The organism is Algoriphagus limi (assembly GCF_024919275.1).
GTDB lineage: Bacteria > Bacteroidota > Bacteroidia > Cytophagales > Cyclobacteriaceae > Algoriphagus > Algoriphagus limi.
Window position 1 is genome coordinate 222104 of the sequence record NZ_JANWGH010000001.1, and the last position, 25107, is coordinate 247210.

16 protein-coding genes are annotated in these 25107 nt (G+C 36.1%); all 16 read left to right on the forward strand.

Translation table 11 applies throughout. The features are described 5' to 3' along the window. The first annotated feature begins 55 nt into the window (after window positions 1–55). Entirely contained in the window at window positions 56–745 is a 690-nt protein-coding gene (locus NY014_RS00975; protein ID WP_259412656.1) for an FkbM family methyltransferase, read from the forward strand. Continuing rightward, entirely contained in the window at window positions 746–1759 is a 1014-nt protein-coding gene (locus NY014_RS00980; RefSeq protein WP_259412657.1) for a glycosyltransferase family A protein, read from the forward strand. A gap of 58 nt (window positions 1760–1817) precedes the next feature. Beyond that, window positions 1818–3212 carry a CDP-glycerol glycerophosphotransferase family protein gene (locus NY014_RS00985; protein WP_259412658.1) on the forward strand — a complete coding sequence of 465 codons (1395 nt, stop codon included), beginning with the start codon at window positions 1818–1820 and terminating at the stop codon, window positions 3210–3212. Between the two features lie 13 nt (window positions 3213–3225). Further along, window positions 3226–4368, forward strand: coding sequence for a glycosyltransferase family 4 protein (locus NY014_RS00990; protein WP_259412659.1), 1143 nt, complete (start codon window positions 3226–3228; stop codon window positions 4366–4368). After that, complete coding sequence (locus NY014_RS00995) at window positions 4365–5501, forward strand: glycosyltransferase family 4 protein (RefSeq protein ID WP_259412660.1); 1137 nt, start codon at window positions 4365–4367, stop codon at window positions 5499–5501. The genes NY014_RS00990 and NY014_RS00995 overlap by 4 nt, the downstream gene beginning before the upstream one ends. After that, entirely contained in the window at window positions 5498–6589 is a 1092-nt protein-coding gene (locus NY014_RS01000; RefSeq protein ID WP_259412661.1) for a glycosyltransferase family 4 protein, read from the forward strand. The genes NY014_RS00995 and NY014_RS01000 overlap by 4 nt, the downstream gene beginning before the upstream one ends. Next, window positions 6586–7998, forward strand: coding sequence for an O-antigen ligase family protein (locus NY014_RS01005; RefSeq protein ID WP_259412662.1), 1413 nt, complete (start codon window positions 6586–6588; stop codon window positions 7996–7998). The genes NY014_RS01000 and NY014_RS01005 overlap by 4 nt, the downstream gene beginning before the upstream one ends. Beyond that, on the forward strand, window positions 7988–9325 hold the full coding sequence (locus NY014_RS01010; RefSeq protein ID WP_259412663.1) for a phenylacetate--CoA ligase family protein: 1338 nt from the start codon (window positions 7988–7990) through the stop codon (window positions 9323–9325). Before NY014_RS01005 ends, NY014_RS01010 begins: the two co-directional genes overlap by 11 nt. Before the next feature lie 81 nt (window positions 9326–9406). After that, entirely contained in the window at window positions 9407–9802 is a 396-nt protein-coding gene (locus NY014_RS01015) for a GNAT family N-acetyltransferase (RefSeq protein ID WP_259412664.1), read from the forward strand. After that, entirely contained in the window at window positions 9795–11447 is a 1653-nt protein-coding gene (locus NY014_RS01020; RefSeq protein WP_259412665.1) for a hypothetical protein, read from the forward strand. Before NY014_RS01015 ends, NY014_RS01020 begins: the two co-directional genes overlap by 8 nt. Then, complete coding sequence (locus NY014_RS01025; RefSeq protein ID WP_259412666.1) at window positions 11422–12504, forward strand: lipid II:glycine glycyltransferase FemX; 1083 nt, start codon at window positions 11422–11424, stop codon at window positions 12502–12504. The genes NY014_RS01020 and NY014_RS01025 overlap by 26 nt, the downstream gene beginning before the upstream one ends. After that, window positions 12501–13694 (forward strand): glycosyltransferase family 4 protein, encoded by a 1194-nt coding sequence (locus tag NY014_RS16380; RefSeq protein WP_259412667.1) that lies wholly within the window; start codon window positions 12501–12503, stop codon window positions 13692–13694. The genes NY014_RS01025 and NY014_RS16380 overlap by 4 nt, the downstream gene beginning before the upstream one ends. Next, window positions 13694–14566 carry an NAD-dependent epimerase/dehydratase family protein gene (locus tag NY014_RS01035; protein WP_259412668.1) on the forward strand — a complete coding sequence of 291 codons (873 nt, stop codon included), beginning with the start codon at window positions 13694–13696 and terminating at the stop codon, window positions 14564–14566. Before NY014_RS16380 ends, NY014_RS01035 begins: the two co-directional genes overlap by 1 nt. A gap of 3 nt (window positions 14567–14569) precedes the next feature. Then, entirely contained in the window at window positions 14570–15604 is a 1035-nt protein-coding gene (locus NY014_RS01040; RefSeq protein WP_259412669.1) for a glycosyltransferase family 1 protein, read from the forward strand. 2 nt (window positions 15605–15606) lie between these two features. Then, a complete protein-coding gene (gene asnB, locus NY014_RS01045) occupies window positions 15607–17454 on the forward strand; it encodes an asparagine synthase (glutamine-hydrolyzing) (RefSeq protein ID WP_259412670.1) in 1848 nt (615 codons plus the stop codon). Window positions 17455–17738: 284 nt separating this feature from the next. After that, window positions 17739–24905 (forward strand): PKD domain-containing protein, encoded by a 7167-nt coding sequence (locus tag NY014_RS01050; RefSeq protein WP_259412671.1) that lies wholly within the window; start codon window positions 17739–17741, stop codon window positions 24903–24905. The last annotated feature ends 202 nt before the right edge of the window (window positions 24906–25107 follow it).

A 25107-nucleotide genomic window follows, 5' to 3' on the forward strand; every position in this document is an offset into this window, starting at 1 on the left:
TCTAAGTTAAATCGAATTTTTATTTGAAATTGATTTTTATTTCATGATTAATTTAATGAAAGATAAAGTAAGAACTTGGATCAATAGTCGCTATAGGGTTTCTTTTTCAAAATCTGGAGAAGATATTCAACTATTTAAGCTACTAAATAAATTCCAGGGAAAATACTTAGATATTGGGTGTTTTGAGCCTATTACCTTTTCAAATACCTATTACTTTTACTTGAAAGGTTGGAATGGATTTGTTGTTGATCCTAACCCAAGAGTAAAAAGTATGTTTTCGACTATTCGACCCAAAGATCAATTTATTCAAAGAGGTATTTCTTCATATAACGGAAAGTTGACTTATTATATGTTGAAGGAAAATTTATCATCTATGAATACCTTTAATTATGATTTCTTAGTAGCGAACAACCTGACAAATTACATTGAATCACAAATTGAAGTACCACTATGTACTTTAGAAGAACTAGTAGATGATTTTGACTTATATAACAAAATAGATTTTTTGGATGTGGATGTTGAGGGTTTAGATTTTGAGGTTCTTAGTTCAAATAATTGGGAAAAATTTAGACCCTCTTTGATCATGGTAGAAACAGACTTATCTCTAGAAGAAGATTTGAATTCTCCCATTTATCAATTATTAAAAGAAAAAGATTACAAAATTCTTGCAAAACTAGTTCAGGAAACCAATGGGTCTGGGAATTTAATTTTTTGCAGATCCGATTATTCAGTTAATCCCAAATAAATGAGAGAAGGAGTAAATCCAGCTAAGCTGAATCCATTTATTGAAAAGAAATATTTCCATAGGATTATTATCCCTGTCTTTATTCCTGACTTTAATGGATATTTTAAAAATATTTTTGAAGTCTATAAGATATGTTTGGAGTCAGCTTGGTTGACTCAACATGGACGATCTGCGATTACAGTTGTAGATAATGGTTCTTGTATTGAGGCTAAAACTTGGTTGAATTCTCTTTATGAATCAGGAAAGATTGAAACATTGATTTCTCATTCAAAAAATATTGGTAAAGTAGATGCAATCCTTGGAGCTGCTCGTAGTTGTAGAGAAGATTTAATTACAATTTCTGATAGCGATATTTTATTTAGAAATGGTTGGCAAGAAGCAGTGGAAAAAGTTTTTTTAGATTTCCCCAAAGCAGGATCTGTTGCTCCTTTCCCTATATCAAGGCATCTATATTACTATTCTAGTTCAACCCAAATGGCAGTCGCTTTGGGTAGATTATCTTTTTCCTTTGAAAAATCTCCTAATTGGAAGGATATCCAAGAAAATTATTATTGCTACAATTGGTCTTTCGATATTAATTATGATAGTCTCCTACCTGTTGTAAGATCAAAGACAGGAAAAGCTGTTTTAGGCAGTGGTCATCAAGTCATGACAATACGAAGAGAAGCAATATTCTCTATGCCTTCAGAACCTTGTTTTATCAAAATTTCTTCAAGTAGCGAAAGTAATTGGATAGATCGGCCAATCGATGAAGCAGGGTTTTGGAGATTAAGTACTTTTGACACTTGGGTTTATCATATGGGGAATCATGTTACGGAGACTAATTTGAAAAATTTCAAATTAATATTTAAAAGTGATGCGTTTCCTGAATTAATAAAGCTTCCAAAACTTCAAATCAAAAAAAAATCTCAGTTTGTAAAACGAGTTTTATCAAAATATTTTAAAATCAAGTTTGATAAAAGACCACCTGCTCCAAAATTAAAAATTCAACTAGAGCAGGATCGAGTTTTATGATTTTTTCATTCAGGTGATTTACTTCAGCTTTTGATTTATTTAAAATCTACATCTCCAATTGACTAAAGAGGCTAAAATTTGCTTTTTAATACCTGATGGAGTAGGTATCAGGAATTATCTTTATTCGGATATTATGAAGGACCTTCATAATTCAGGGTTTCAATTACAGGTTTGGCATGCACTAAGTCCTGAAGTTATCCGTCAATCTGAGAGAATAAACTCCTTTGAAATTGATTCTTTTGATCTCATAACTTATAAAGAGGATGTTATAACACAAATACTCCGGGAATCCATTGCTTTTTCTAGGTTAAGGAGGGGGGCAAAATTGACCCAAAATGAAACCATAATGACAAATTGGAAAAAGGAAAATCTATCTTTTAAAAAGAAGATGCTTCTCAATTTGTCTGAGTTCTTAGGGAAATTTTTGGATAACTATACTAGTATCCTACAAACAGAAAAGTTACTTGATTCGAGGATTAGAGGTAGCAAAGCTTATTTAACGTATAAAAAGGAACTATTTGAGATGAATCCTCAGGTTCTTTTTTGTACGCATCAACGACTTCCTGCGGCTAGCCCAGCTCTTTTGGCAGCAAAAGATTTGGGAATAAAAACCATTACTGCAATTTTTTCTTGGGACAATTTACCTAAAGCTAGACTGGCTATACGTCCGGATTTTTATCTTGTTTGGTCCGAATATATGGCAAAGGAATTAAGATTTTATTATCCTGAAGTAAAAGTGGAGCAGATAAAAATTACCGGAACTCCTCAATTTGATTTTTATGTAAAAAATGACCTAATCGAAGATAGGGTTGAATTTGCAAGAAAGTTTGGGTTAGATCCAGGTAAAAAATGGATTTGTTTTTCAGGTGATGATATAAAAACCTCACCTTACGATGATAAATATTTATTTGATATAGCTGAAGCTTTGAAAAATGAGGAAGATATCCAAATCATTTTTAGACAAGTGCCTGTAGAAAACACAGCTAGATATAAGGCTGTTTTGGAAAGGTTTCCTCAAATTTTCCACATTAATCCTTTTTGGGAGAAGGGCAAATATTGGCAGCAGTTTTTCCCTTATCCTGAGGATATTTCACATTTGATAAATCTCGCTTTCCATTGTCAAACTGTGATAAATATTGGGTCAACGATGGCCTTGGATTTTGCATTTTTTGATCATCCCGGTTTATACTTAAGATATGATCATACTCAGAGTCAAGTTTGGAAAACAGAAACCATATATAACTTTCAGCACTTTCGATCAATGGAAGATTTAGATGCAGTGGGCTGGATTCATTCTCCAGAAGAAATTTTATCAAAAGTAAAGCAGGCCATTTATCAACCTCTTACTATAGCTAAAGATCGGAAAAAATGGTTAGAAAGGATTGTTTTAAACCCTAAACTCAAAACTTCTTCGTCTAGAATTGTATCATTTATTCGGGAAGAACTGAATTAAAGCCTTAAACGGTATGCATATTTGTTTTTTATCTCAAGAATTCCCTAGAAAAGGAGCAATTCATGGAGGAATTGGAAGTTTTCTTTTGACCTTTTCCAAAAGTTTGGTGGATAAAGGGCATCAAGTTACTGTAGTAGGGGTTTCAGGAAATAAATTTGAAGACTTTATTCAGGAGGGTGTCCGAGTAGTTAATTTTCCGGGAAGTAAGGCTAGATTAATAGGATGGTGGAGAAATTTTAAAAAAATTGATCAATTTCTAGATAAGTTAAATTTAGATTCTCCCATAGATATTATTGAGGGTTCTGAATTGACTTTAGCCTTTTTGAAAAGAAAAAAAGGAATAAAATATATTATTCGATTGCATGGGGGGCATCATTTTTTTGCAGAAGGGGAGAATCGTAAAATAGATAATTGGAAAGCTTATCAAGAGCACAAATCATTTTCTAAGTCAGACGGATTCATCGCCGTGTCAGAGTACGTGAAAAATCATACAGCTAAATACCTTTCTTATCATGGAAAACCAGTTGAAATTATTAATTATCCGGTTGGACTAACAAAATTTTATCCAGCTGATAATGAGTTGGCTATCCCATTCCGATTAGTTTTTGCTGGGACAGTCTGTGAAAAAAAAGGTATTAGACAATTAATCCAAGCTCTTCCGATTATAGCGGAGGAGTTTCCTGAAATCCATTTAGAGGTTTATGGAAGAGACTGGCTTTTTCCAAATGGGACTTCATATATTCAATTTTTAAAAGATACTATGCCTAAAGAAGCTCTTGATAGGGTGAGGTTTCATGGACCCGTTTCACATGATGATTTACCTGGTTATTATGAGCAAGCTGAAATCTGTATTTTTCCTTCCCATATGGAAACTCAGGGGTTAGTCGCACCCGAAGCCATGTCGATGATGAAACCTGTTATTTTTTCAAAAACAGGTCCAGGTCCTGAAACGATTGTGCATGGTGTTGATGGCTGGCTTTGTGACCCGAAATCCCCAGAAGATATTGCTAATACTGTCTTAGAGGCTTTCCATTGTAGAGATAAATTTTTGAAAATTGGGAAAGCTGCCAGAACTAAAGTTTTTTCCAAGTTCGATCCTGAAATAATTACGGAAAAGAATCTGAAATTTTACCAGAAAATTCTACAGATTTCATGAAGCTTTTGGTGATTGGACATGTCGTCCATAAATATCACAACCAAAAGTATTTTGGCTATGGCCCTTATGTAAAAGAAATGAATCTATGGTTTAAAGGGGCTAATCAGGTTACAGTAGTAGCTCCTTTAACTTTTGGAAAAGGCCCAGACCCGATAGATTTACCTTATCAACACTCAAATTTAACCTTAATAACGGTTCCAGAATTCTCTATTAATTCTCCTAAGTCAATTTTTCTTTCCTTATTGAAGCTTCCTAATATATTTTTCAAAGTTTGGATGCAAATGAAGGATGCAGACCATATACATTTGCGATGTCCTGGAAATATGGGTTTAGTAGGGACAATTGTTCAAATTTTTTTTCCATCTAAAATAAAAACAGCCAAGTATGCCGGTAATTGGGACCCTCAAAGTAATCAACCTTTTTCGTATCGTTTGCAGCAAAAAATTCTTAGCAATCCATCATTGACTAAAAATATGCAGGTGTTGGTTTATGGTGAATGGCCAAATCAATCCAATAATATTTATCCATTTTTTACAGCTTCATATTCTGAAAGTGAAAAACTTGACCTTTCTCCAAGAGAGCTTTCTATAAAAAAGAAAATCAAGTTATTGTTTGTTGGAGGCTTAAATGGAGGAAAGCAGCCTGTTCTTTCAGTAAAAGTCTTGAAAAGTCTGATTGACAAAGATATTGATGCCCAATTAGATTATTTCGGGGAAGGACCGGAAAGAACTACTATTGAAGAATTTATTATAAAAAATAAATTATCTCATCGAGTTAAAATACATGGAAATCAGCCTGCTGATAAAGTTAAAGAAGCCTATAAAAATGCTCACTTTTTGATTTTTATATCTAAAAGTGAGGGATGGCCTAAGGTAGTTGCAGAAGCTATGTTTTGGGGTTGTCTACCTATTACCTCACCTGTTTCCTGTGTTCCCCAGATGCTTGGTTATGGCCAAAGGGGGGAATTAGTAGGGGATGATTTGGAGGGGATCTCAAATAAACTGGAATTCTTGATTAATTCTCCAGATTTATATTCAGAAAAAGTAATGAAGGCATGCGAATGGAGTAGGCAGTTTACTTTGGAAAGGTTTGAAGAAGAGATCTCAGCCCTTTTAGCCAGACAAGAAAATTGAAAATTCTCCAATTAGTAGATACGCTTTACCCGGGAGGAGCTGAAAGAATGGCCGTAAATTTAGCCAACTACCTTAAAGAAAAGGAAGTAAATAATCTTTTGGTAGTAAGCAGAAGCTCAGGAAAACTAGCTGACTTTGTTAAAAATCCTGACCAAGTAAAGCTTTTGCATAAAAGATCAACTCTTGACCTTAAAGCCTTTTTAAAGCTATTTAGGTTAGTAAATCAATTTCAACCCAATGTAATCCATGCTCATGGAACCTCAATCTATTGGGCAGTTGCGATTAGGTTTTTTAAGCCCAGCCTAAGGTTGATATGGCATGATCATTTGGGAATTAGTCAAGAGGTTATTACTAATAATCCACGTCATGAATTAAAAGTTTTATCTCCTTGGATAGATTTTATCATTACTGCAAATGCAAATACTGAGTCTTATTGGATTCAATCAAAAATCAAAAAGTCATCCCAGATTCGATATATTGGAAATTTCCCTTTATTGGACGCAGTTTCATCTACTTTTGTAGAACCTTTTACTTTTCTTCATCTAGCGAATTTTAGATCTGAAAAGGGTCAAAAATATTTAATTGAGGCAGCAAAAGTTTTAGAAAGTAGAGGGTTAGATTTTAAGGTTAGACTTGTAGGCCAAGCTGTCGATCCAAGTTGGAAAAATGAATGCATGGAATTGGTTTCAAATCAAGGGCTGTCAAACTTAGTTTCGGTGGAAGATGCTAATCCTGATGTAAGTAAATTAATGGGACAAGTACATGCTGGCCTAGTGGTTTCCGATCGAGAGGGTCTCCCTGTTGCATTATTGGAGTATGGTTTAGCTGGTCTACCGGTAATTAGTTCAAAAGTAGGGCAATGCGAAGATGTTCTAGGAAATGGGAAGTATGGAGAACTAATTGACCCCGGTAATATTCTTCAATTAACAAATGCGATGGAGTATCTCATAAATCATCCTATGGAAGGAAAGCGGAAAGGGGAGTCCTTCCAACAACATGTTTATGAAACTTATGGGCCAAAGCACTTTTTTAAAGCCTATTCTGAAATTTTAAAAATTAATTTTCATTTAAATCTTTTTGAAAATTGATCAAATTTCTTCTTCAGAATAAACAACCTATTATTTTAATCCTAATTCATATTCTATTAGGGTTTTCAGCTACAATTACCCCATTTGGAATTATTGCCTGGTTTTACCTTGTTTTAATCAGTTCAGCTGTTTATGTAATGAAAGAGAAGAGATCAATTTTTATTTTGGTCTCTTTACTGTTTTATCTTATTTCATTTGAACTTCTTGCTAGGATGGCAAGGACTTCCCCATTTATTCCCTATGAGCTAGGTAAATATCTGCTTTGCGCAGGTCTGATCTTTGGGATTATTAGAAGTAAGGTAATCGGCTCTCTTGGGGCAATAATGCTGGTTTGTTTACTCCCCGCATTTTTTGTGGATGTTTCTGGACAAGTTCAACAGTCTGATATCATTTTTAACGTTCTTGGGCCGATCAATGTAGCATTAGCCATTACTTTTTTTAATAAAAAGGTTATTAGCTCACTGAATTTGGGGAGTATTATAAGATTGATGGTGTATCCAATTTTAGGTGTTTTAGCATACACCTTTTTAAAAGCTCCTGATTTCGATGAGGTTGAATTTTCATTAGGAGGAAATGTCGATCTAAGTGGAGGATTTGGTTCAAATCAGGTTTCAACTCTATTTGGTCTTGGTACCCTCTTCATTTTTATCATGTTGATCAATAAATGGAAGTTTTCAGGTTATTTTATCGTTGACGCTTTAATATTATTTGCCTTATCCTTTCAAGGTTTACTTACTTTCTCTAGAGGAGGAATGTTAGGAGCATTACTAGGAGTTATTGTTATTATATTCTTCGTTAGAACCTCCCCTCGTCGATTGACTTACAAGTATAAATTACCAAAGATTGGCAAATATGTTCTTCCCGGGATAATAATTGCCGCGCTCTCTTTCATTGTAGTAAATGAGATTACAAATGGGCTTTTGACATTACGGTATCAAGGAGAAACCATGGGGACTCTTCAAGGAACTAAAGAAAGGACTCTATATACCATCACAACAGGTCGTTTAGATATTTTTATAGGTGATGTTAATCTTTGGTTTGATCATTTCATCTTTGGAGTTGGCGCTGGAGCATCTCGGTTTTTAAGGGAAACTCTAAATGGAACAGTAGCACACGTTGAGGTAAGCAGGTTGTTAGCTGAGCATGGATTTTTTGGATTTATTTATTTTTTAATTCTTTGTTGGATTGGCTTGGCAATTTTAAAATACAATGAGAATCCAATCATCAAAGGAGTTCTTTTTGCCTTTTACTTAGTTGGAATTTATACTTCATTTCATGCTGCAATGAGAACTTATGTGACACCGGCATTGATTGGATTAAGTGTCTTGATCATTAGAAAGCCAAAAGTAGGAGCTACCAAAAAACCAAAAATAAAAAGGAGTAGGCCACAATTAATTCTTGAAAAATAGATTCAATTTGAAATTAAATAGGAAATTTTTTCTGGAAAATCTGGTCTTAAAGGCTGGGGATCTAGCAACTGGAGGAATGTTTGTCTCGAAGTTAAAAGAATGGCGTGAGATCTGCAGATTACCAAAAGAAAAGATTGATGAATTACAAAGCCAAAAACTAAGAGAAATATTAAGTTTTTCTGTGAAGAATTCTCCATTCTATAATTTGCAAAATATAACAAGTAATACAGATCCCTTTGTATGGCTAAAAAATTTCCCTGTTCTTAAAAAGCAATCGTTTCGGGATAATTTGGAATTTTTTATAACAGAAAAAAACGTTAAAAAGCTTATTGCAATCACCTCTTCTGGATCAACCGGTCCCCCCTCAAAAGTTTTTTTTGATAAAAAAGTACTTAGTAATAACCGTGCTTTACAAATTCTATGGTGGGAATGGGCTAGTTATGAATTTGGAAATTCAATTTTACAAACAGGTGTAAATATGAATCGTTCCAAAGAAAAAGCAATTAAAGATAAGCTCTTAAATACACGGTATATCTCAGCTATGAGTCATAGTGAAGAAGAAATTCTTAAAGAGTTAGATCATCTTCAAAAAAATCCCAGGGACCATTTTGTAGCATATGCATCAAGCCTTTATTTATTTGCTAAAACTGCTATAAATCATAAGTTCACTTCTATACGATTCAAGTCTGTGATTTCATTAGGCGAAAAGTTATTGCCAGAGTTTCGTGAGACAATTGAAACAGCCTTTTCTTGTAAAGTATTTGATACCTACGGAGCATCAGAAGGATTTTTGATTGCTTCTCAATGTTCTGAAGGAAATTATCACATAATGAGCCCTCATGTCGTGGTTGAGTTATTGGATGACTACGATAGAGAAGTGAAGCCAGGCCAAGTAGGACGAGTCATATTGACTGGATTGGACAATTTTACGACACCCTTAATTCGGTATGAATTAGGAGACATGGCAGTCAAGTCTAAACTTAAAAAATGTCCTTGTGGAATGGAGCTTCCTCTTTTAGGGGAAGTAATTGGAAGACAGACAGAGTTCATCAATACCCCCAGTGGGAAATATATAACAGTACAGAATGTCGTAAGAGTATTAAAGAACTTCCCTGAAATAGATCAATTTAAGGTAGTGCAAAATAAAAAAGGTGAAATACGTATTCTTTATGTACTCAATAAGGAATATAATTTACTTAATCATTCTGAGGTGAAAATAATGTTTGAAGAAGTATTTTCAGAATCACTAGATCTTTCTTTTGAAAAAGTAAGCTTTCTCCCAAAAGCAAAGACAGGAAAGTTCCAACTTATTGAAAGAGAAGGTTAGAAAATGAAATTACTCAAAAAACTTAGGTTTTTTAAACCTCTTGAAATTGAAATGCTGGTATACCATTTTCCAAATAAGGAAATGGAGCAAATCGAAGTTGCTGTTGAAGGAAATACCTTAGAGAAAAAAGAAGACGAATTTAGGATAGAAATCAAGGGGAAATTGATTCATAGAAGTAGGGTGTTTCACAAAAGCCATCTTCTGACAAGCTTTCATTTTCCGAAACCGTTTTTAGTTATCGGTGATTGCTTAACTGATCCTAATTATAGAGGGATGGGGATTTATCCTAGAACAATCCAGTATATAGCCACTACTTACAGGCTACAAAAGCAAATTTTTATTTTGGTTTCTAAGGATAATATTTCTTCAATAAAAGGTATTGAAAAAGCTGGTTTTCAGTTTTTAGTCAGATTAAAAGGATTCCGATTTTTGGGTTTTTACCTTAAAAAAGAGATTCTCTGTACCAAAAATGATTGATTCAATTAGTTGTACTATCCTTGATGAAGATGGGGGGGAATTGTCTACTTCAAATTATACTTTCATTGAAATACGCTCAGATCAAAAGTTTGACTTTTCAATAAATTTTTCAAAGGATGTAACCTTAAGAGCAATTTGGCTAGATGTTTATTTTTCTTCTCCCATTACAAAATGGAGATATCTCGATTATTCCTGGGTATCGCCTAAATTAACATCTTTTGTAGCCAATATACATAGCCCTAAAATTGTAAAACTAAAATCAGATTTTTTAGTAGTTCCCAAGCTTAACACTGGCTGTTGGGAATATAAAACTCCTCATCATTTACGATGGTTTTTTTGGCATCCAATGCTTAGTCCAACAATGACCTATGATTCAAAGGATATACGTCATTTTTTGAGGTCAAAGAGATTTCTGAGTGAAATTAAAATAGAAAATGGCTTTTTATGGTCATCGGGAGTAGCTGAGGAATGGGCACGAACTCCAATAGGTTTCTTCCCCACAATTTGTTTCACAGATCATTCAGATTTTGATACAGTCCAAAATCTAAAAATTCAACGTGAGTTTTTTAAAAAACTTGGAATAAAAACAACCAAAGGTTTTTTTCTTTATGACTATACGCATAAAAAAGAAAATGCAAGTTATGAGCACCCGGAAGGAAAAATAGAATTGAAGGCATGGAAGGCCGACGGCCATGAATTGGCGTATCATGCACTTAGCCAGAGTTATAGAGGTGAAATTAGTGAGCAAGAATTTTTAAATTTTGAAGCTCCAGAACAGCTGAAACCTATTGATACCTATATCGATCACGGTTTTCATCCTTATAATTATACCAAACAAAAGCTAGGAAATTGGAGTGAATGGTATGATCATGTTTTTCAAAAGGGTATCAAGCGTATTTGGACTTATATAGATGGTGGAGAAGCCAATTATTTTAATTTGAATCAAATCAACCCCACTTACTCTACATTAGGCCACATGAGATTGTCTTCTAAGCTTGCAAAAGCAAATGGATTAAAAAGAAATTGGAAGACTAATATTCGAAACTTTCTAATGTATGGGGTTTCTGAAGAATTATTACAACAAGGAAAGTATTTGGGAGCTGATTTCAGAGGTTTGGTTAGAAAAAAATCCGGCAATAGTTTTTTGAAATTTCTTAAAAGTGGGAAAAGCTTTTTTTCTTTAGCCATCAAGCCTGAAAATATTCGTAAACAGTTTTCTAAATCAAAAGAAGTATTTGAATTTAATCGTTTTGGACCTGTTTTTTTTGAGGCGCCTAATCAGCTTGATACAAAAATTGATGCCTTCCAAACATTGGCTGTTAGAGACTATGATATTGCTTTTTCTAAGGAATCACTTGAAAGGTTTGTAAAAGAAAATGGCTTAGTTATAGCCCATACTTATTTTGCATATACAGGTCTAAATCATGAAGGGCGATTATTTGAGAATGAGCATTGGGATTTTAGACCTGAAGCAAAAAAAGGATTTGAAAGAATTGGAAAACTTATAGAGGAAGGTCAGCTATGGAACCCTACATTAAGAGACTTACATTCTTTCTACCAGAAGTTTGAAGAGATTGAATATTTTCTAACTCCAAAAGGATTAAAAATTAAGAATTTTGATGGCATTGTCAGAGAGGTCAGTTGATGTGAAAAGTTGGATTTGGACAAAAGATGTACCATGGACTGAAGTTTGGGATGGAATTCAAAAAAATGACCCAAATGGAATGTTTACACAAACTTCCTCATGGCTCGGGTCTTATAAGGCTTATGGGATTGATTATGAGCTTCTTCTCAAGGTAGAGGATGACCAAATAGTGGCAGGTTTTGGAAACCTGATTTTTAAAGCTGGACCTTTTTTAGCATACATATGCCCCTGGGGACCATTTTTAACTTCAGAAGCCTATTTACAAGAATCTATAGATGTATTAATTCAGAGAGCGAAAAGTTTAAATGCATTTTGTGTGCAAGTAAATCCAAGTGTCTTTGAGGATGAAAAAGATACTTGGAATTTGTTATTTGCTCATTTTCGATTCGAACGAGGAAAAATCTTTCGTAAAATTTACCTTCCAACTGATTTTAATCTGATTGAATTGAAGGAAGGGAAAGACTCTATAAGTGATCCTCAATTATTGAAAAGTTTTTCTGAAAACGCCAAGAGGAATATTAAAGCAGGCCTAAAGATTTCAATTGATTTTCATGAAGCTCAGACCTTAGAAGAAATTCGAGCAGCTTATGAGTGTTTTGAATCAAATGCAGCAAGGGAAGGATATTCGATACGAAATTGGCGAGATATTAAAGAGTCATTAGTAGATGGAGTTTCAAAAGGAAATTATCAAATTTTATTAGCAGAATATAATGGAGAAATTATGGGGGCTATTTGGACTGCAAATGGAGGCTTGATGAAGTCCTACATTATGGGTGGAGTGGACCGTTCAAAAGGTGATTTGAAGCTGGGGCATTTATTGCAATGGTTTTCCATTAAAAATGCAGTTGAATTGGGGTACGGTTTTTACAATATTTCTGTTGGTGGAAGCGATGGGGTTGTCCGATTTAAGAAAAGCTTCTACCCTAAAGCAAAAAGCTCAATTGGACCCTACTTCCTAAAGTTGAACAAATGGAAATTTTTCTTTTTCATTAGCCTATTTCCAGTCTTTGAAAAAAATAAAAGGCTAGCAGCCTTTTTCATGAAATTACTCAGGTGAAAATTCTTTACTTTTATCAATATTATGCAACGCCAAAAGGTTCTTGGGGAACGCGTGTCCATGAATTTGCCCAAGAATGGGTGAAAAAAGGACATGAAGTTCGGGTAGTCACAAGTATTTATTCCAAATCAGATTTAAAGGCAACTAAGTTCATTGAGCACCAAAATTTTGAAGGGGTTGATGTAACGGTAATAAATGTTCGAATTGACAATAAGCAGCCAATTCATAGGCGAATTTTTACATTTTTAGCCTACGCTATTTGCTCTACATGGTATGCATTGACTGTATCTGCCGATGTAGTGGTGGCCTCATCCGGACCAATTACTGTTGGCATTCCTGGATTAATTTCAAAATATATCAGAGGAAGAAAACTCGTTTTTGAAACCAGGGATCTTTGGCCTGAAGGAGCCATTGAGTTGGGTCTTTTGAAAAATAAATTTATTCAAAAAATTGCCTACTCATTAGAGGCTAGGTGTTACAAAGCATCATCTTTAGTTGTAGCTCTTTCAATTGGGATGAAGGAAAACATTAAACGAAGATTTCCCAAGGTTGAAGTTATTGATGTCACCAATGCTGCGAATATTCCCTTGTTTTCAACACCAGCACCTTTTCAAGGTGAGGGGTTTTTGGAGAAGAAAAAATACGCCATTTATACCGGTAATATAGGTCAAGTAAATAATTCTCTATGGCTGTTAGAAGCAGCTAAAGTCCTTCAAGAAAAAGGTCGGACTGATTTAAAAATACTGGTAGTAGGGGAAGGACAGCAACGTGAATATATCCAAGAACAAATTTCAAAATACCAACTTGAAACCATTACTATTTGGGGTTTGATGCCCAAAGTAAAATTAGTTGGGCTTGTACAACAAGCGATGGTTTCGTTAGTGCCACTAAAAGGCACTCCTGTTTTGGACACCTCCTCTCCCAATAAATTTTTTGAATCCTTAGCTGCAGGCGTTCCAGTGGTTCAAAATACCAAAGGTTGGATGAAGGATTTTTTAAATCAATATCAGGTTGGGTTTACGTTAAATCCGAATGATCCTGTTGAGCTTGCCGAAAAGTTGATTGAATTGGATTCACAAAAAGGCCTATTAGAAGAAATGGGACAAAGAGCTAGAAAGCTTGCTGCTTTGGAGTTTGATAAAGATTTTTTAGCATCTAAAATGTTGAATGCAATTGAAAAATCTATCTAATGAAAATCCTAATTACTGGAGCTAATGGATTTTTGGGAGCTATTATGGTTGACCATTTGTTGGAAAATCATGAAATAATTCGACTTGGAAAGTCTTATCAAAATGACATTGCAGTAGATTTAAGTGAAGAAATACCTACTCTTCCAAATGTAGATTTGATTGTTCATGCAGCTGGGAAAGCCCACACAATTCCCAAAAGTCCAGAGCAGGAAGCTGAATTTTTTAAAATAAATGTGGAGGGTACAAGAAATCTTTTGCATGCGATTAAAAATCCGCCAAAGCAAATGATTTTAATTAGTACTGTAGCAGTATATGGTGATGACGTGGGAGAGGGAATTGATGAGTCTAGTCCGCTAAAAGGAACTAGCCCTTATGCAAAAAGCAAAATCCAGGCTGAAACTATCTGGGAAAATTGGGCTAATTCTCATCAAGTTAATTTCTTGATATTAAGATTACCTCTAATTGTTGGGCCTAATCCTCCGGGAAATTTAGGAGCCATGATAAAAGCGATTAAAAAAGGCTATTATTTTAGAATTGGTAAAGGTAATGCCCGAAAGTCCATGGTTTTAGCTACCGATGTAGCACGTTTTATTCCTGATTGGAAAGATAAAAAAGGAATCTTTAATCTAACAGATGGAATTCATCCCTCATTAGCTGATTTTGATGATTTTCTTTGCCAAAAAATGGGTAGAAAATGTTTTTCTATTCCTGAATTACCGATTAAATACTTGGGTAAGTTGGGAGATGTGATTCCATTTTTTCCTATTAATTCATATCGAATTCAAAAGCTTTCTTCTTCCCTTACCTACTCAGATTCAAAAGCAAGATCTGAATTAGGATGGAGGCCGCTTTCCGTAATAGGTAATTTCTAATATATGCGAATTTTGTTTTTAGGTGAAACTTACCGGGCCGATGCCATTACTTGGATAAAAGGAGTTGAACAGGCTTCAGGTCATGAAATAGAAACTCGAGAATTGTTTCATAGCGGCAGTAGAACTAAGCGGAAGCTCGAAGCTTTTTTATTTATCTGGAGATTAATTTTTTCAAAGGAAAAGTATGATATAGTTTTGGCTGAAAGGTCTACCAGTTACGGTTTTTTTAGCTTAGCAGTTCGAGCCAAGGTTAGAGTAGTCGCTCAACAAGGAATTTCTGATATTTGGCCTTCTAGTGGATTTAGGGGTTGGTATAAAGGCTTTTTGCAGAGAAGAGTGTATCGAAGGGTTGATCTAATCCATGCGTGGGGTTACGTAATGACGTATGCCATGCTCAAATCAGGCGCTGATCCCAGTCGAATACTTGTGAGGCCAAAAGGTTTGGACCTTAGTAAGTTTCGCTTTTTTGAAAAATCCTTAGAAGCACCAATATTCACAGCTATCGTTACAAGAAGTCTTTTTCCTATTTATCATCATGATAAAATTTTAACTGCATTTTCTATTTTAAAAGAAAAGGGCATTCATTTGAATTGCCTGATTATAGGGGATGGAGTTGAAATGGAGCGATTGGTTTCTCAAACAGAAACTCTGGGACTTCAGAAACAAATTAATTGGCTGGGTAGGATCTCGAATGAGGATCTTCCAAATTATTTAGCTCAGGCAGAAATTTACATTGCCTTTCCTGAAACCGAGGGGGTCTCTGCCTCCCTTTTCGAGGCGATGGCATGTGGTTGTTTTCCAATAGTCACTGATCTTCCTGCCAATAGAGCTTTTATTGCAAATGGCCAAAATGGATTATTGGCAGAATCTTGTAATCCAGTTGATTTGGCAAATAAGATTGAACAATTTTTAAAGAATCCTAAAAAATATCAAAGAGGTATCAAAAGGAACCGAAAGTACATTGAGCAGAACTGCAACATGGAAGACAATATGAAATACTTTTTTAATCGCTATGCTGAGTTGCTAGCTCAGAAATAATTATGTGTGGAATAGCTGGTTTTTGGAATAAAAAAAATGTTCCTGCTTCTGAGGAGAGGCTCAGAATAATGACGGATGCGTTAATCCATAGAGGTCCAGATGCAGGTGGATATCAAATCTTGGATGATCTTGCTCTGGGACATAGAAGGTTGTCTATTTTAGATTTGAGTGAGCATGCAAATCAACCATTCGTTTCTCCTTGTGGAAATTTCAGTTTGGTTTTTAATGGCGAGATTTTTAATTATCAAGAGTTTTATCCTGAATTAAAAAATAAGGGATATCGATTCAAGACTTCCGCCGATACAGAGGTTCTCCTATTCTTATTGATGGAATACGGAGTACAAATACTGCCCCGTTTAAATGGGTTTTTTGCATTTGCCTTTTGGGACGGCTCCAACCGAGAACTGATACTTGTTAGGGACCGATTTGGGGTGAAGCCTTTATTTTGGTCCGAAAGTGAAGATCTTTTGGCTTTCGCATCCGAACCCAAGTCATTTTTTGCTTTAGGTCTTGAAAAAATCGTTGCTGAAGAGCATCTGGATGAATTGTTTTTTTACCGACATGTGAGTGGTGAGAATACGGTTTTTGAAGATATTAAAAGGTTTCTACCGGGGTATTACCAGGTTTGGGAGGACGGAGTTCGATTGAGAAAATATGCAAACTGGTATCATTTAGGTGAGGAATTAAAGGCACATTCTCCCATCAAAAATCCATTGCAATGGTATGAGGAGACCTTTTACGATTCGGTAAGACTTCGAATGATTTCCGATGTTCCTGTTGGAACCATGCTAAGTGGAGGACTAGATAGCAGTAGTATTTTATTCGCTCAACACCAGCTTGGCTATACGGGCTTAAGTAGCTGGAATTTGAAATTTAAGGGGTTTGAAAAAGACGAATCAAAACTAGCAGAGCGATTTTCCAATGATTTGGGGGTTGAATACCATGGGTTGGAATTTTTGGGAGAAAGTTTGAGAAGTATTCTTCATCGAAGTATCCAAATTAACGATGAACCTCTTATGCACTTCACAGATGGTTTGCTTTTGGGATTATCATTAGAGGCCAAAAAGAAGGTTTCCGTTTTGCTGACTGGTGAGGGGGCTGATGAAGTGATGGCTGGCTATGTCCGTCATAAAGTATTCAGCAATAAATTGAAATATGACGTTTTAAAGTATTTGGAATATATACCAGACCGCTGGATAAAATCTTCCCGATTAAAAAAAATTAAGAGGTACATCTCTTTTACTAATCCCGATTTTCACATTTTAACCAATGCTAATGATTGGTTTTTAAAAGATTTGGAATACTTAGGGCTAGGTTCTCTAAATGTTTTACCTACTTATCGAATTCAAAAGCTAGAGGAAGCTAAAAAATATTTCCCCAAAAATCCATTGAGGCAGTTGTTGTATCTTGACCATTTTACACATTTGGGTTCTTTGAATGATAAAAATGATCGAACTACTATGGGGGCTTCCATTGAATGTAGGGAGCCGTTCCTAGACCATCGCCTAGTAACAGGGATAAATAGTCTGCCAGATCAATATTTTTCTACCCAAGGAAAAGGAAAGTGGATTTCGATGAATTCAATTGGTAAAAAATTACCGGATTACATTCAGCAACACGAGAAAATAGGTCTAGCGATTCCGTGGAGTATGTATTTTCTGGAAGTGGAGGAGTTTCGAGAACATTTGGAGCACATGCATAAAAGTCCTCTTTTTGAAATGGGCTGGCTAAATTACCTAGATGTCAAGCGGGTTGTGAATGATTTTAAAAAAAATCCATTAGGATATAATCACCTTATCCGACCCTTATTTTTTAATTCATATTGGTACAAAGTGATTTTTGGAAGCTAAAAAGAATCTTAAATCTAATTGAACAATTGAAAGTTTTTGAAAACTCCTCAAATCAAATCCAGTTTATTTTAGGTTAAATTTCTCAGTATTTTAAACCATATTTTTTAAATTAATCCAAAGCCTTCTTCTATTTGTATTAAAAAATCTTTCGAAAATTAGAATACCCAGAATCAATTGCCCTTTAAAGATCAAAGATTTTATTTAATTCGATTTTAAGGTTAAAAGCAGATAGGTCTGATTATTGCTTTTCTTTCCGAATCCAATTTGATGGTTATACGAATTCGATGAATTTTAAGAAATTACTTGGTTACTTTATTCTTTGTTTGGCCTTTAGCATGGCCTTGCTGCAGGCTTATGGGATTGTCTTTAAAACCAGGGATTTTCAATTTTTTGAGACTGAGGCTGATTTATCTGCACGTTTAGATACGCTTACCCAACGGGTAGCTCGAATTCAAAATACGAATCAAAATGGTGTTGAAATACAACCTATTAGACAAGGTTTTCCTTATTGTGAACCTTTTACAGGTAATATCTTAGAAAGGGTAAATACTAAAGTAGGTGGTTCTGCTGTGTTAACAGCGGCTCCTGGTCAGAATAATGGTGTTCTTCAACTCACAAATATTAGCACAAATGGTCAGCTTGGTTATTCATTTATTGACTTACCATTTTCTTCTACTTATGGGATAAAAGTATCTTTTGAATACTTTATATATAATCCTTCAAATCCTTTAGAGCCTGGCGATGGGATAAGCTTTTTTCTTTACGATGGGGCCATCCCAGAGAGTGACTTCAGAATTGGAGGTATTGGAGGATCCTTAGGATATGCTCCTCATGGAAATCACAATCCTACAGTTGGCGATTTTGCATTTACAGGTGACCCAGGAGATGGATCGAATCTCTTATCAGAAGGTGAAAATTATTTTGGTGGTTTAAAGGGAGGCTATTTAGGAATAGGTTTTGATGTTTGGGGAAATTTTGGTAATGAATTCCAACGGAAGTATGGCGGATTTTTACGGCCCTCTGATTATTGGGCAAGATATACAGCTGCTGACATAGCGCCACTTACTGCGGTTCCAAGATATCCTCATAGCGTTGTGGTACGTGGTCCACAAATTAGGCAAACAGATGAATATCGTCGAAATGGAATGCCGAAAAAGTATTCACTTTCTGGTAAAATCACCCCCCCTTACAATAGTTATCAATTTATTGCAGGTAAAGTTACTTATAAAGATGCGATTCTTCCAGATGCGGCTGCTACAGAAGGGGTAGGTAATTTGCCAAATACCTCTCAATATTTTGTTTCGCCTACTTTTAAATTGAGTTCTCCAGGTAGAGTAGAGGACTGTTCACAAGATGGTTATAGAAAAGTATTTATAGACTTTAGGCCAGTAGATCCATCTAATACTTCTGCAGGTTATTTAATTGATGTAGATTTGTTGATAGGAGGGGTAAGTACTCCTATTGAAATACTTGATAATTTTTTCTTTAATCCAAGTCAAGCTGTTCCTGAAAATTTTAAACTCGGATTTGCTGGTGCTACAGGTTCAAAACAAGCCTACCAGGAAATTCGAAATGTGACAGTTCAGGTATCCAATGAAAATCAATTAAATAAACCGGTTACAAGTCCTTTAAATGCGAGTGCTTGTATAGGAGAGGAAGAGTTTTTTGAATTGGATGTAGATCTTCAAAATATCAATTCTCAAATTCAATGTATTCAGTTGTATCAAACAGAGGCTGAAGCGCTAGCAGTTCAAGACCAGTTGGATCAAATTACTAATGTTCAAAATTGTGAATCGGGAATTTGTCAAATTGAAGTCTGTAAACAAGAAAGATTGGTTGAGTCAACCAATCTTGGTGACTTTGAAGCATTTTTATTTCAAGAAAATGTAAATGGGAATGAGGTAGAAATTCCAAGAATTAAATTTAAATCTTCGACAGGAGCCTCAGGTACAACTACAATTTGGTATACGGTAACGGATAATTTTGGTCAAATCTCAGATCCAAAACCTATCAATATTACAATTAACCCTTACCCTTACATTGATGGATCGGCTACAATTATTGGACCTACATGTGATGGGCAATTTGATGGGTCTATTTCAAATGCAATATTGAAAGATCTTATTCCTGGCTATAGCTATGAATGGAGAGAAATAGATTCAAATGGTAATATTTTATCTGTTATTCCTGCGACTAATTATACTGAGTCAGGACCTACTTCCGATGGAAACTATCTTCAAACAGTAGTTGGGGTAACTGGCTTAAATTTGGGTGATTATGAATTAGTAGTTAGAAATCCCTCAACCAATTCTCCTTGCGATTACGTTTTTGGTCCTTTTTCTCTTACAGATGAACGTGGTAGCCCTGTTCAAGTAACTTTAGATGATCAAGAGATATGTGAAGGAACACCTGTAATATTTGAACCTCAATTAGAAGATCCTTCTGATGCAAATAATCCTTCCTACTTGTGGTATAAGGATAATGGCAAAACTCAACCGATAACCAATGGATTAACAGAAGGAAATGTTACTTATTCAATTACCGCTCCTGGAGTTCTTACTATTACGGGACTCTCACAGAATACTACACCTTATGAATATTTTGTTGAGGTAGCAGCTGATGCAAGCCAAAACCTTTGTGAGACTCCAGCGGGTCAACTTAGGCGGGTACAAGTCTTAGTGTTACCTCCGCTTACTATTGATGCTAATGTAACTGATGACTTATGTAGAGAAGCAACAGGTCAAATTGTTGTAAATGCTTCAGGTGGATTTGGAACTTATCAGTATAGTTTAAATGGAGGTGCTTTTCAATCTTCTAATATTTTTTCTGGACTTATTCCAGGAGTTTATACTATTGATGTCCAAGCTGGCTCTAATTGTATTGGGACCATTACAAGGGAAGTAATTGGAGCACCTGAATTGTTTTTGGTAGAGGAAGAAGTTATTCAACCTGCCTGTGGAGAAGAAAATGGATTGATTGAAGTGTCGTTTTCGGGCGGAACTCCAGGATATACTTTAGAATTATTTAAGAATGGAGTCCTAATTTCAAGTTCCTCTAGCCCTAGTACATCCACAATTTTTGGAGATCTAGCTCCAGGGAATTTTTTAGTAAGGATTACAGATAGTAATGGATGTACAAGGTTTTTTGAAAGAGAGTTGATAAATGATGTTGGAATCCCTATTACCATTGAACAAATGTCAGATGAACTTTGTGAGGGTGATATAGCTACTGTTTTACCCTTTGTTAATACTACGGGAAATGTGACATTGACATGGTATAAGGACCAAAATGCAACCGAAATAATAACCTCAAGTGATTCTCCTGATGAGAATGGTTTGACCTATACCATCGATCCCTTTAGTTTGGAATTAACTATTGAAGGATTAAAAAAAGGAAACTATTCATATTATTTATTGGCTGAAGGTCCAGGATATTGTCCGAATCCTCCGTTTGAAGCTACGATCTCTGTACTAGAGCCCATATCTGCTACACTTTCTATTGAAAATGAAGGCTGTTTTGGGGCTGCAGATGGCATAATTGAAGTTAATGCCGCAGGATCAGATGGGAATTTTGAGTATAGTATTGATGGAGGTGTCTCTTGGCAAACTTCCAATATTTTTTCAGGCTTGCCGGCAGCTACTTATCAACTAGCGATTCGAAGTACAGGAGATAATGATTGTGAATTGAGTATCGAGGGGATAGTGGATGGAGCAACCGGTCCAATATCAATCAATACGCCTACTATTCAGCGAAGTTTCTGTGATCAAGCTAATGGCCTTATATCCGATTTAGTAATATCGGGAGGTTGGGCACCTTATCAAGTAGAATGGAGAAAAGGAAGTGAAACAGGTTCTGTTATTCCAGGAAGTGAAACAGGAGCAATAGACTTGGCACCTGATACCTATTTTGTGATCATCACAGATTCAGAGGGTTGTACAGAAATTTTTGATTTTACAATAGAAGAGATGCCAGATCCTGACTATGTGTTGGCACCTGTCGATATTTGTATTGGTGAGGACGTCCTCCTTTCACCCGTGAATACCATCCCTGGGTCAGCTCCAACAGATTTACTTTGGTTTAAAGACGCAGGCCTTACCCAAGAAATAACCGCTGGGACTGATTCAGATAATCCTAGTATTGAATATGCGATTGACGGAAATGGTAACTTATCGATCATTAACTTACCAGGTGCTGAGGAACCTTATATGTTCTACTTGGAGGTTGCTTGTACAGGACAAATTGTCCCTGTTGAAGTGTTAGTCCGAATTGTTCCTGAGCCCGTATTTGAAACGGATTCTGAAGTATGCTTCGGAGCCGCTGATGGGAAAATTCGAGTGGTAGATGGTGGTTTGGCTGCCTTCACTTACAGCATTGATGGTGGAGTTGAATTAACTCAATCGGAACTCGAAGCACTAACTTTTGCACCGAAAACCTATACTATTGAAGTAAGAAATGGACCAAAATGTCCACAAGTATTTAATGTGACTGTAGAGGGTCCTGGAGCACCAATTAGTATCAATACTCCGGATATTATCCGTAGTACTTGCGGTTTAGCAAATGGCCGTATTGAAAATCTTCAAATTAGCGGAGGCTGGGGTAATTATTCCGTAGAATGGAGACAAGGAAGTGCGAGTGGACCTATCGTATCAACTGATCCTATTCAGGCTATTGATCTTGCACCAGATACTTATTTCTTAATCATTTCAGATGGAGAAGGTTGTGTCTTTGAAGAGAGTTTTGTGCTTGTAGAGCAGCCAAGGCCAGATTTTGTAGTGGCTCCTGTTGAAATATGTGCAGGAGAAGAAGTGGTATTTACGCCAGTTAATATCATTTCCGGTTCTTCAAATTCAGATTTAGTTTGGTTTAAGGATGCCGCCAAAACCCAAGAAATAGCGAATGGTCCTGATCCAACTGATCCAGCAATATCTTACTCAATCGATTCAGAAGGGGTGCTAACAATTACTGGATTGGAAGGGAATCGAAACCCATACACGTATTACCTCCATGTCGTCTGTAACGATGACTTAGTCTCTGCGGAAGTACTTGTAAGGACTGTTCCTGCTCCTATTTTTGAGACAGATCCTGAGCAATGTTTTGGTGCTGCAGATGGGAAGATTCGCATAACCGCTGGTAGCGATCCTCTGTATGAATATATTCTAGGAGGGGCTACAATGGATCAAGCTGAATTGGAAGCTTCCGACTATGCCCCCGGTACTTATACAATTTCTGTAACCAATGAAGGATTCTGTATCCAAGACTTCACCGTAGTGGTGGATGGGCCGGATGCGGCATTGGATGTTGACGCATTATCCCAGATTGATCCTGCATGTGGAGCTGACGTTGGAGTGATTTCTACTAGTGTCACTGGGGGCTGGTCGCCCTATGAAGTGACACTGGTTAAAGACGGTTCAGATTATAAAACAGCTACATTTAATGGTCCAGGTATTGAATTTGATGGATTAGCTCCTGGAGATTATTACTTGACTGTTAGGGATTCTGAAGGATGTTTAGTGACTTCAAATACAGTAACTTTGGTATATGGACCTACGCAAATTTTCGTCGACGATGTGGAAATATGTGAAGGTGAGGATGCTGTATTTGTGCCTTCCATCAATCCAACTGCGCCAAATCCTAGTTATTCTTGGTTTAAAGATGCCGCAGCTACCATACCGATTGTATCGAACCCGAATCCAGATTCAAATGGACATATCTTCCAAGTTGAATCTGATGGTAAGTTAATCGTTTCAGGTTTGACTGACACAGATTCTCCTCAAACGTATTATGTAAGTGTCTCAGGCGCTGGTGTTTGTGCAGGATTTGTAGCTTCTGCTCAAGTCACAGTAAATAGAATTCCGACCCTTAGTTTCTCAGTAGCAAATGAAATATGTTTTGGGGATAAAGGTGTGATTACACTTCAAGGAAGTGAAGGAGACGGAACATTTGAATACTCATTGAATGGAACAGATTGGCAAAGCTCAAATGTATTTGACGTATCCCCTGGAACTTACACAGGCTACGTTAGGAGTGGGGCTGGGTGTGTGGTTTCTGTTCCTAATATCTCAGTTTTTGGCCCAGTTTCGGAGCTTACTTACACAGATCCTGTGCTAGTAGAACCTACTTGCAATGAAAGTGATGGTAGCATTACCTTTACTATTGATGGGGGCTATCAAAATTATACCCTTCAGGTAACAAAAGATGGTTCTTTATTTGGAACCTTTCCGATATCATCAGGACAGGTGGATCTTCAAAATTTAAGTTCTGGTACTTATTCATTTGTGATTTTGGATGAAAACCCTGATGGGGTTAACTGTCAACTATCTCTTCAAAGTCAAATTGAGTTGTTGGATTTGCCTACCCCGCTATCCGCTACTGATGTAGCGATATGTGAAGGAGAGATGGCTAGTTTGCAGGCATCTACTACCCAATCGGGAATTAACCCTATTTTCACCTGGTATCAAAATGCCGATGGTTCAGGTCAAATTAGTTCCGGAACCACAGGCTCTCTAACCTATCAGGTAAATCCATCTACAGGAGAACTCTCTATAGATGGATTATCTGGGCGAGCAGAGCCATACACATATTATGTTGGAATTACAGGCGAAGGAGTATGTTCGCCGGAGCTTCTACCTGTTGAGGTAAAGGTTTATGCAATACCCAATTTAAGAGTATCAAATCCATCTATTGTCTGCGATCCAAATGGAACAGTAGATTTGACTCAATTTATCGAAGGATTTAATCCAAATCTTTATGATTATAATATAGTAGACCCGAATGGTGGAGCCATGCGATTAGAAGATATCAATGCGGTGAATTTAACAGGGTCCTACTGGGTGAGTTCAAGTATTCAGGGTTCTGCCTGTTGGTCTCCAGAACAACGAATTCAAGTAATTATTTCAGACACTGAATTGATCCCTGAGTTTAATTACGAGTTTGATTTGGGTGGAGGTACTATTCTGACTAATGCTGAGGTCCAGATTCAAGAACCTGTTCAGTTCCAAGATGTTTCACAGGGGAAAATTATTATTTGGAATTGGGATTTTGGGGATGGTACTACTAGCTCTTCTCAAAATCCAATACATGAGTATCAAAAGAAAGGCACGTATACTGTGACCCTAACAACAATTGATGAATTTGGTTGTGAAGCAGAATTTCAAAGAATTATTCAGGTTTTTGATGATTATGTGATCATGGTTCCGAATGCATTCACACCGGATGGAACTAAAAACCAGTTCTTCAAACCTCAATTTAGAGGGGTTGCCTCCATGGAATTTTATATTTTTAATACATGGGGAGAATTGATTTTTCAAGCCAATACCTTGGAAACACAGGGCTGGGATGGAACATTAAACGGCAAAAAATTACCAAATGGGAATTATGTTTACCGAGCTATTTTCACCACTAGATCCGGTGAGAAAGTAGAACGATCCGGTGTTTTTGTCTTGATTCGTTAAAAAATCAAGATTGTTTATCCCTTTAGGAGCTTTTTCCAAAATTGGCTTTCAATATTTGAAGGAGTAGGATCGAAAAATATTAATCCATTTCTTATTTCAAGTTCTGTCATTGTTATAAATGAGACTTAAAAGAAAGTCTTCTATAGAGTTTATTCCATTTCCTTTAATTAAATGTTCTTAAAAAAAGCTGTATTGGAAGTTC

Coding starts and splice junctions, on each gene's coding strand:
- NY014_RS00975 (WP_259412656.1), top strand. CDS start 56: ATGAAAGATAAAGTAAGAACTTGGATCAATAGTCGCTATAGGGTTTCT.
- NY014_RS00980 (WP_259412657.1), top strand. CDS start 746: ATGAGAGAAGGAGTAAATCCAGCTAAGCTGAATCCATTTATTGAAAAG.
- NY014_RS00990 (WP_259412659.1), top strand. CDS start 3,226: ATGCATATTTGTTTTTTATCTCAAGAATTCCCTAGAAAAGGAGCAATT.
- NY014_RS00995 (WP_259412660.1), top strand. CDS start 4,365: ATGAAGCTTTTGGTGATTGGACATGTCGTCCATAAATATCACAACCAA.
- NY014_RS01015 (WP_259412664.1), top strand. CDS start 9,407: ATGGAGCAAATCGAAGTTGCTGTTGAAGGAAATACCTTAGAGAAAAAA.
- NY014_RS01020 (WP_259412665.1), top strand. CDS start 9,795: ATGATTGATTCAATTAGTTGTACTATCCTTGATGAAGATGGGGGGGAA.
- NY014_RS01025 (WP_259412666.1), top strand. CDS start 11,422: ATGGCATTGTCAGAGAGGTCAGTTGATGTGAAAAGTTGGATTTGGACA.
- NY014_RS01035 (WP_259412668.1), top strand. CDS start 13,694: ATGAAAATCCTAATTACTGGAGCTAATGGATTTTTGGGAGCTATTATG.
- NY014_RS01040 (WP_259412669.1), top strand. CDS start 14,570: ATGCGAATTTTGTTTTTAGGTGAAACTTACCGGGCCGATGCCATTACT.
- asnB (WP_259412670.1), top strand. CDS start 15,607: ATGTGTGGAATAGCTGGTTTTTGGAATAAAAAAAATGTTCCTGCTTCT.
- NY014_RS01050 (WP_259412671.1), top strand. CDS start 17,739: ATGAATTTTAAGAAATTACTTGGTTACTTTATTCTTTGTTTGGCCTTT.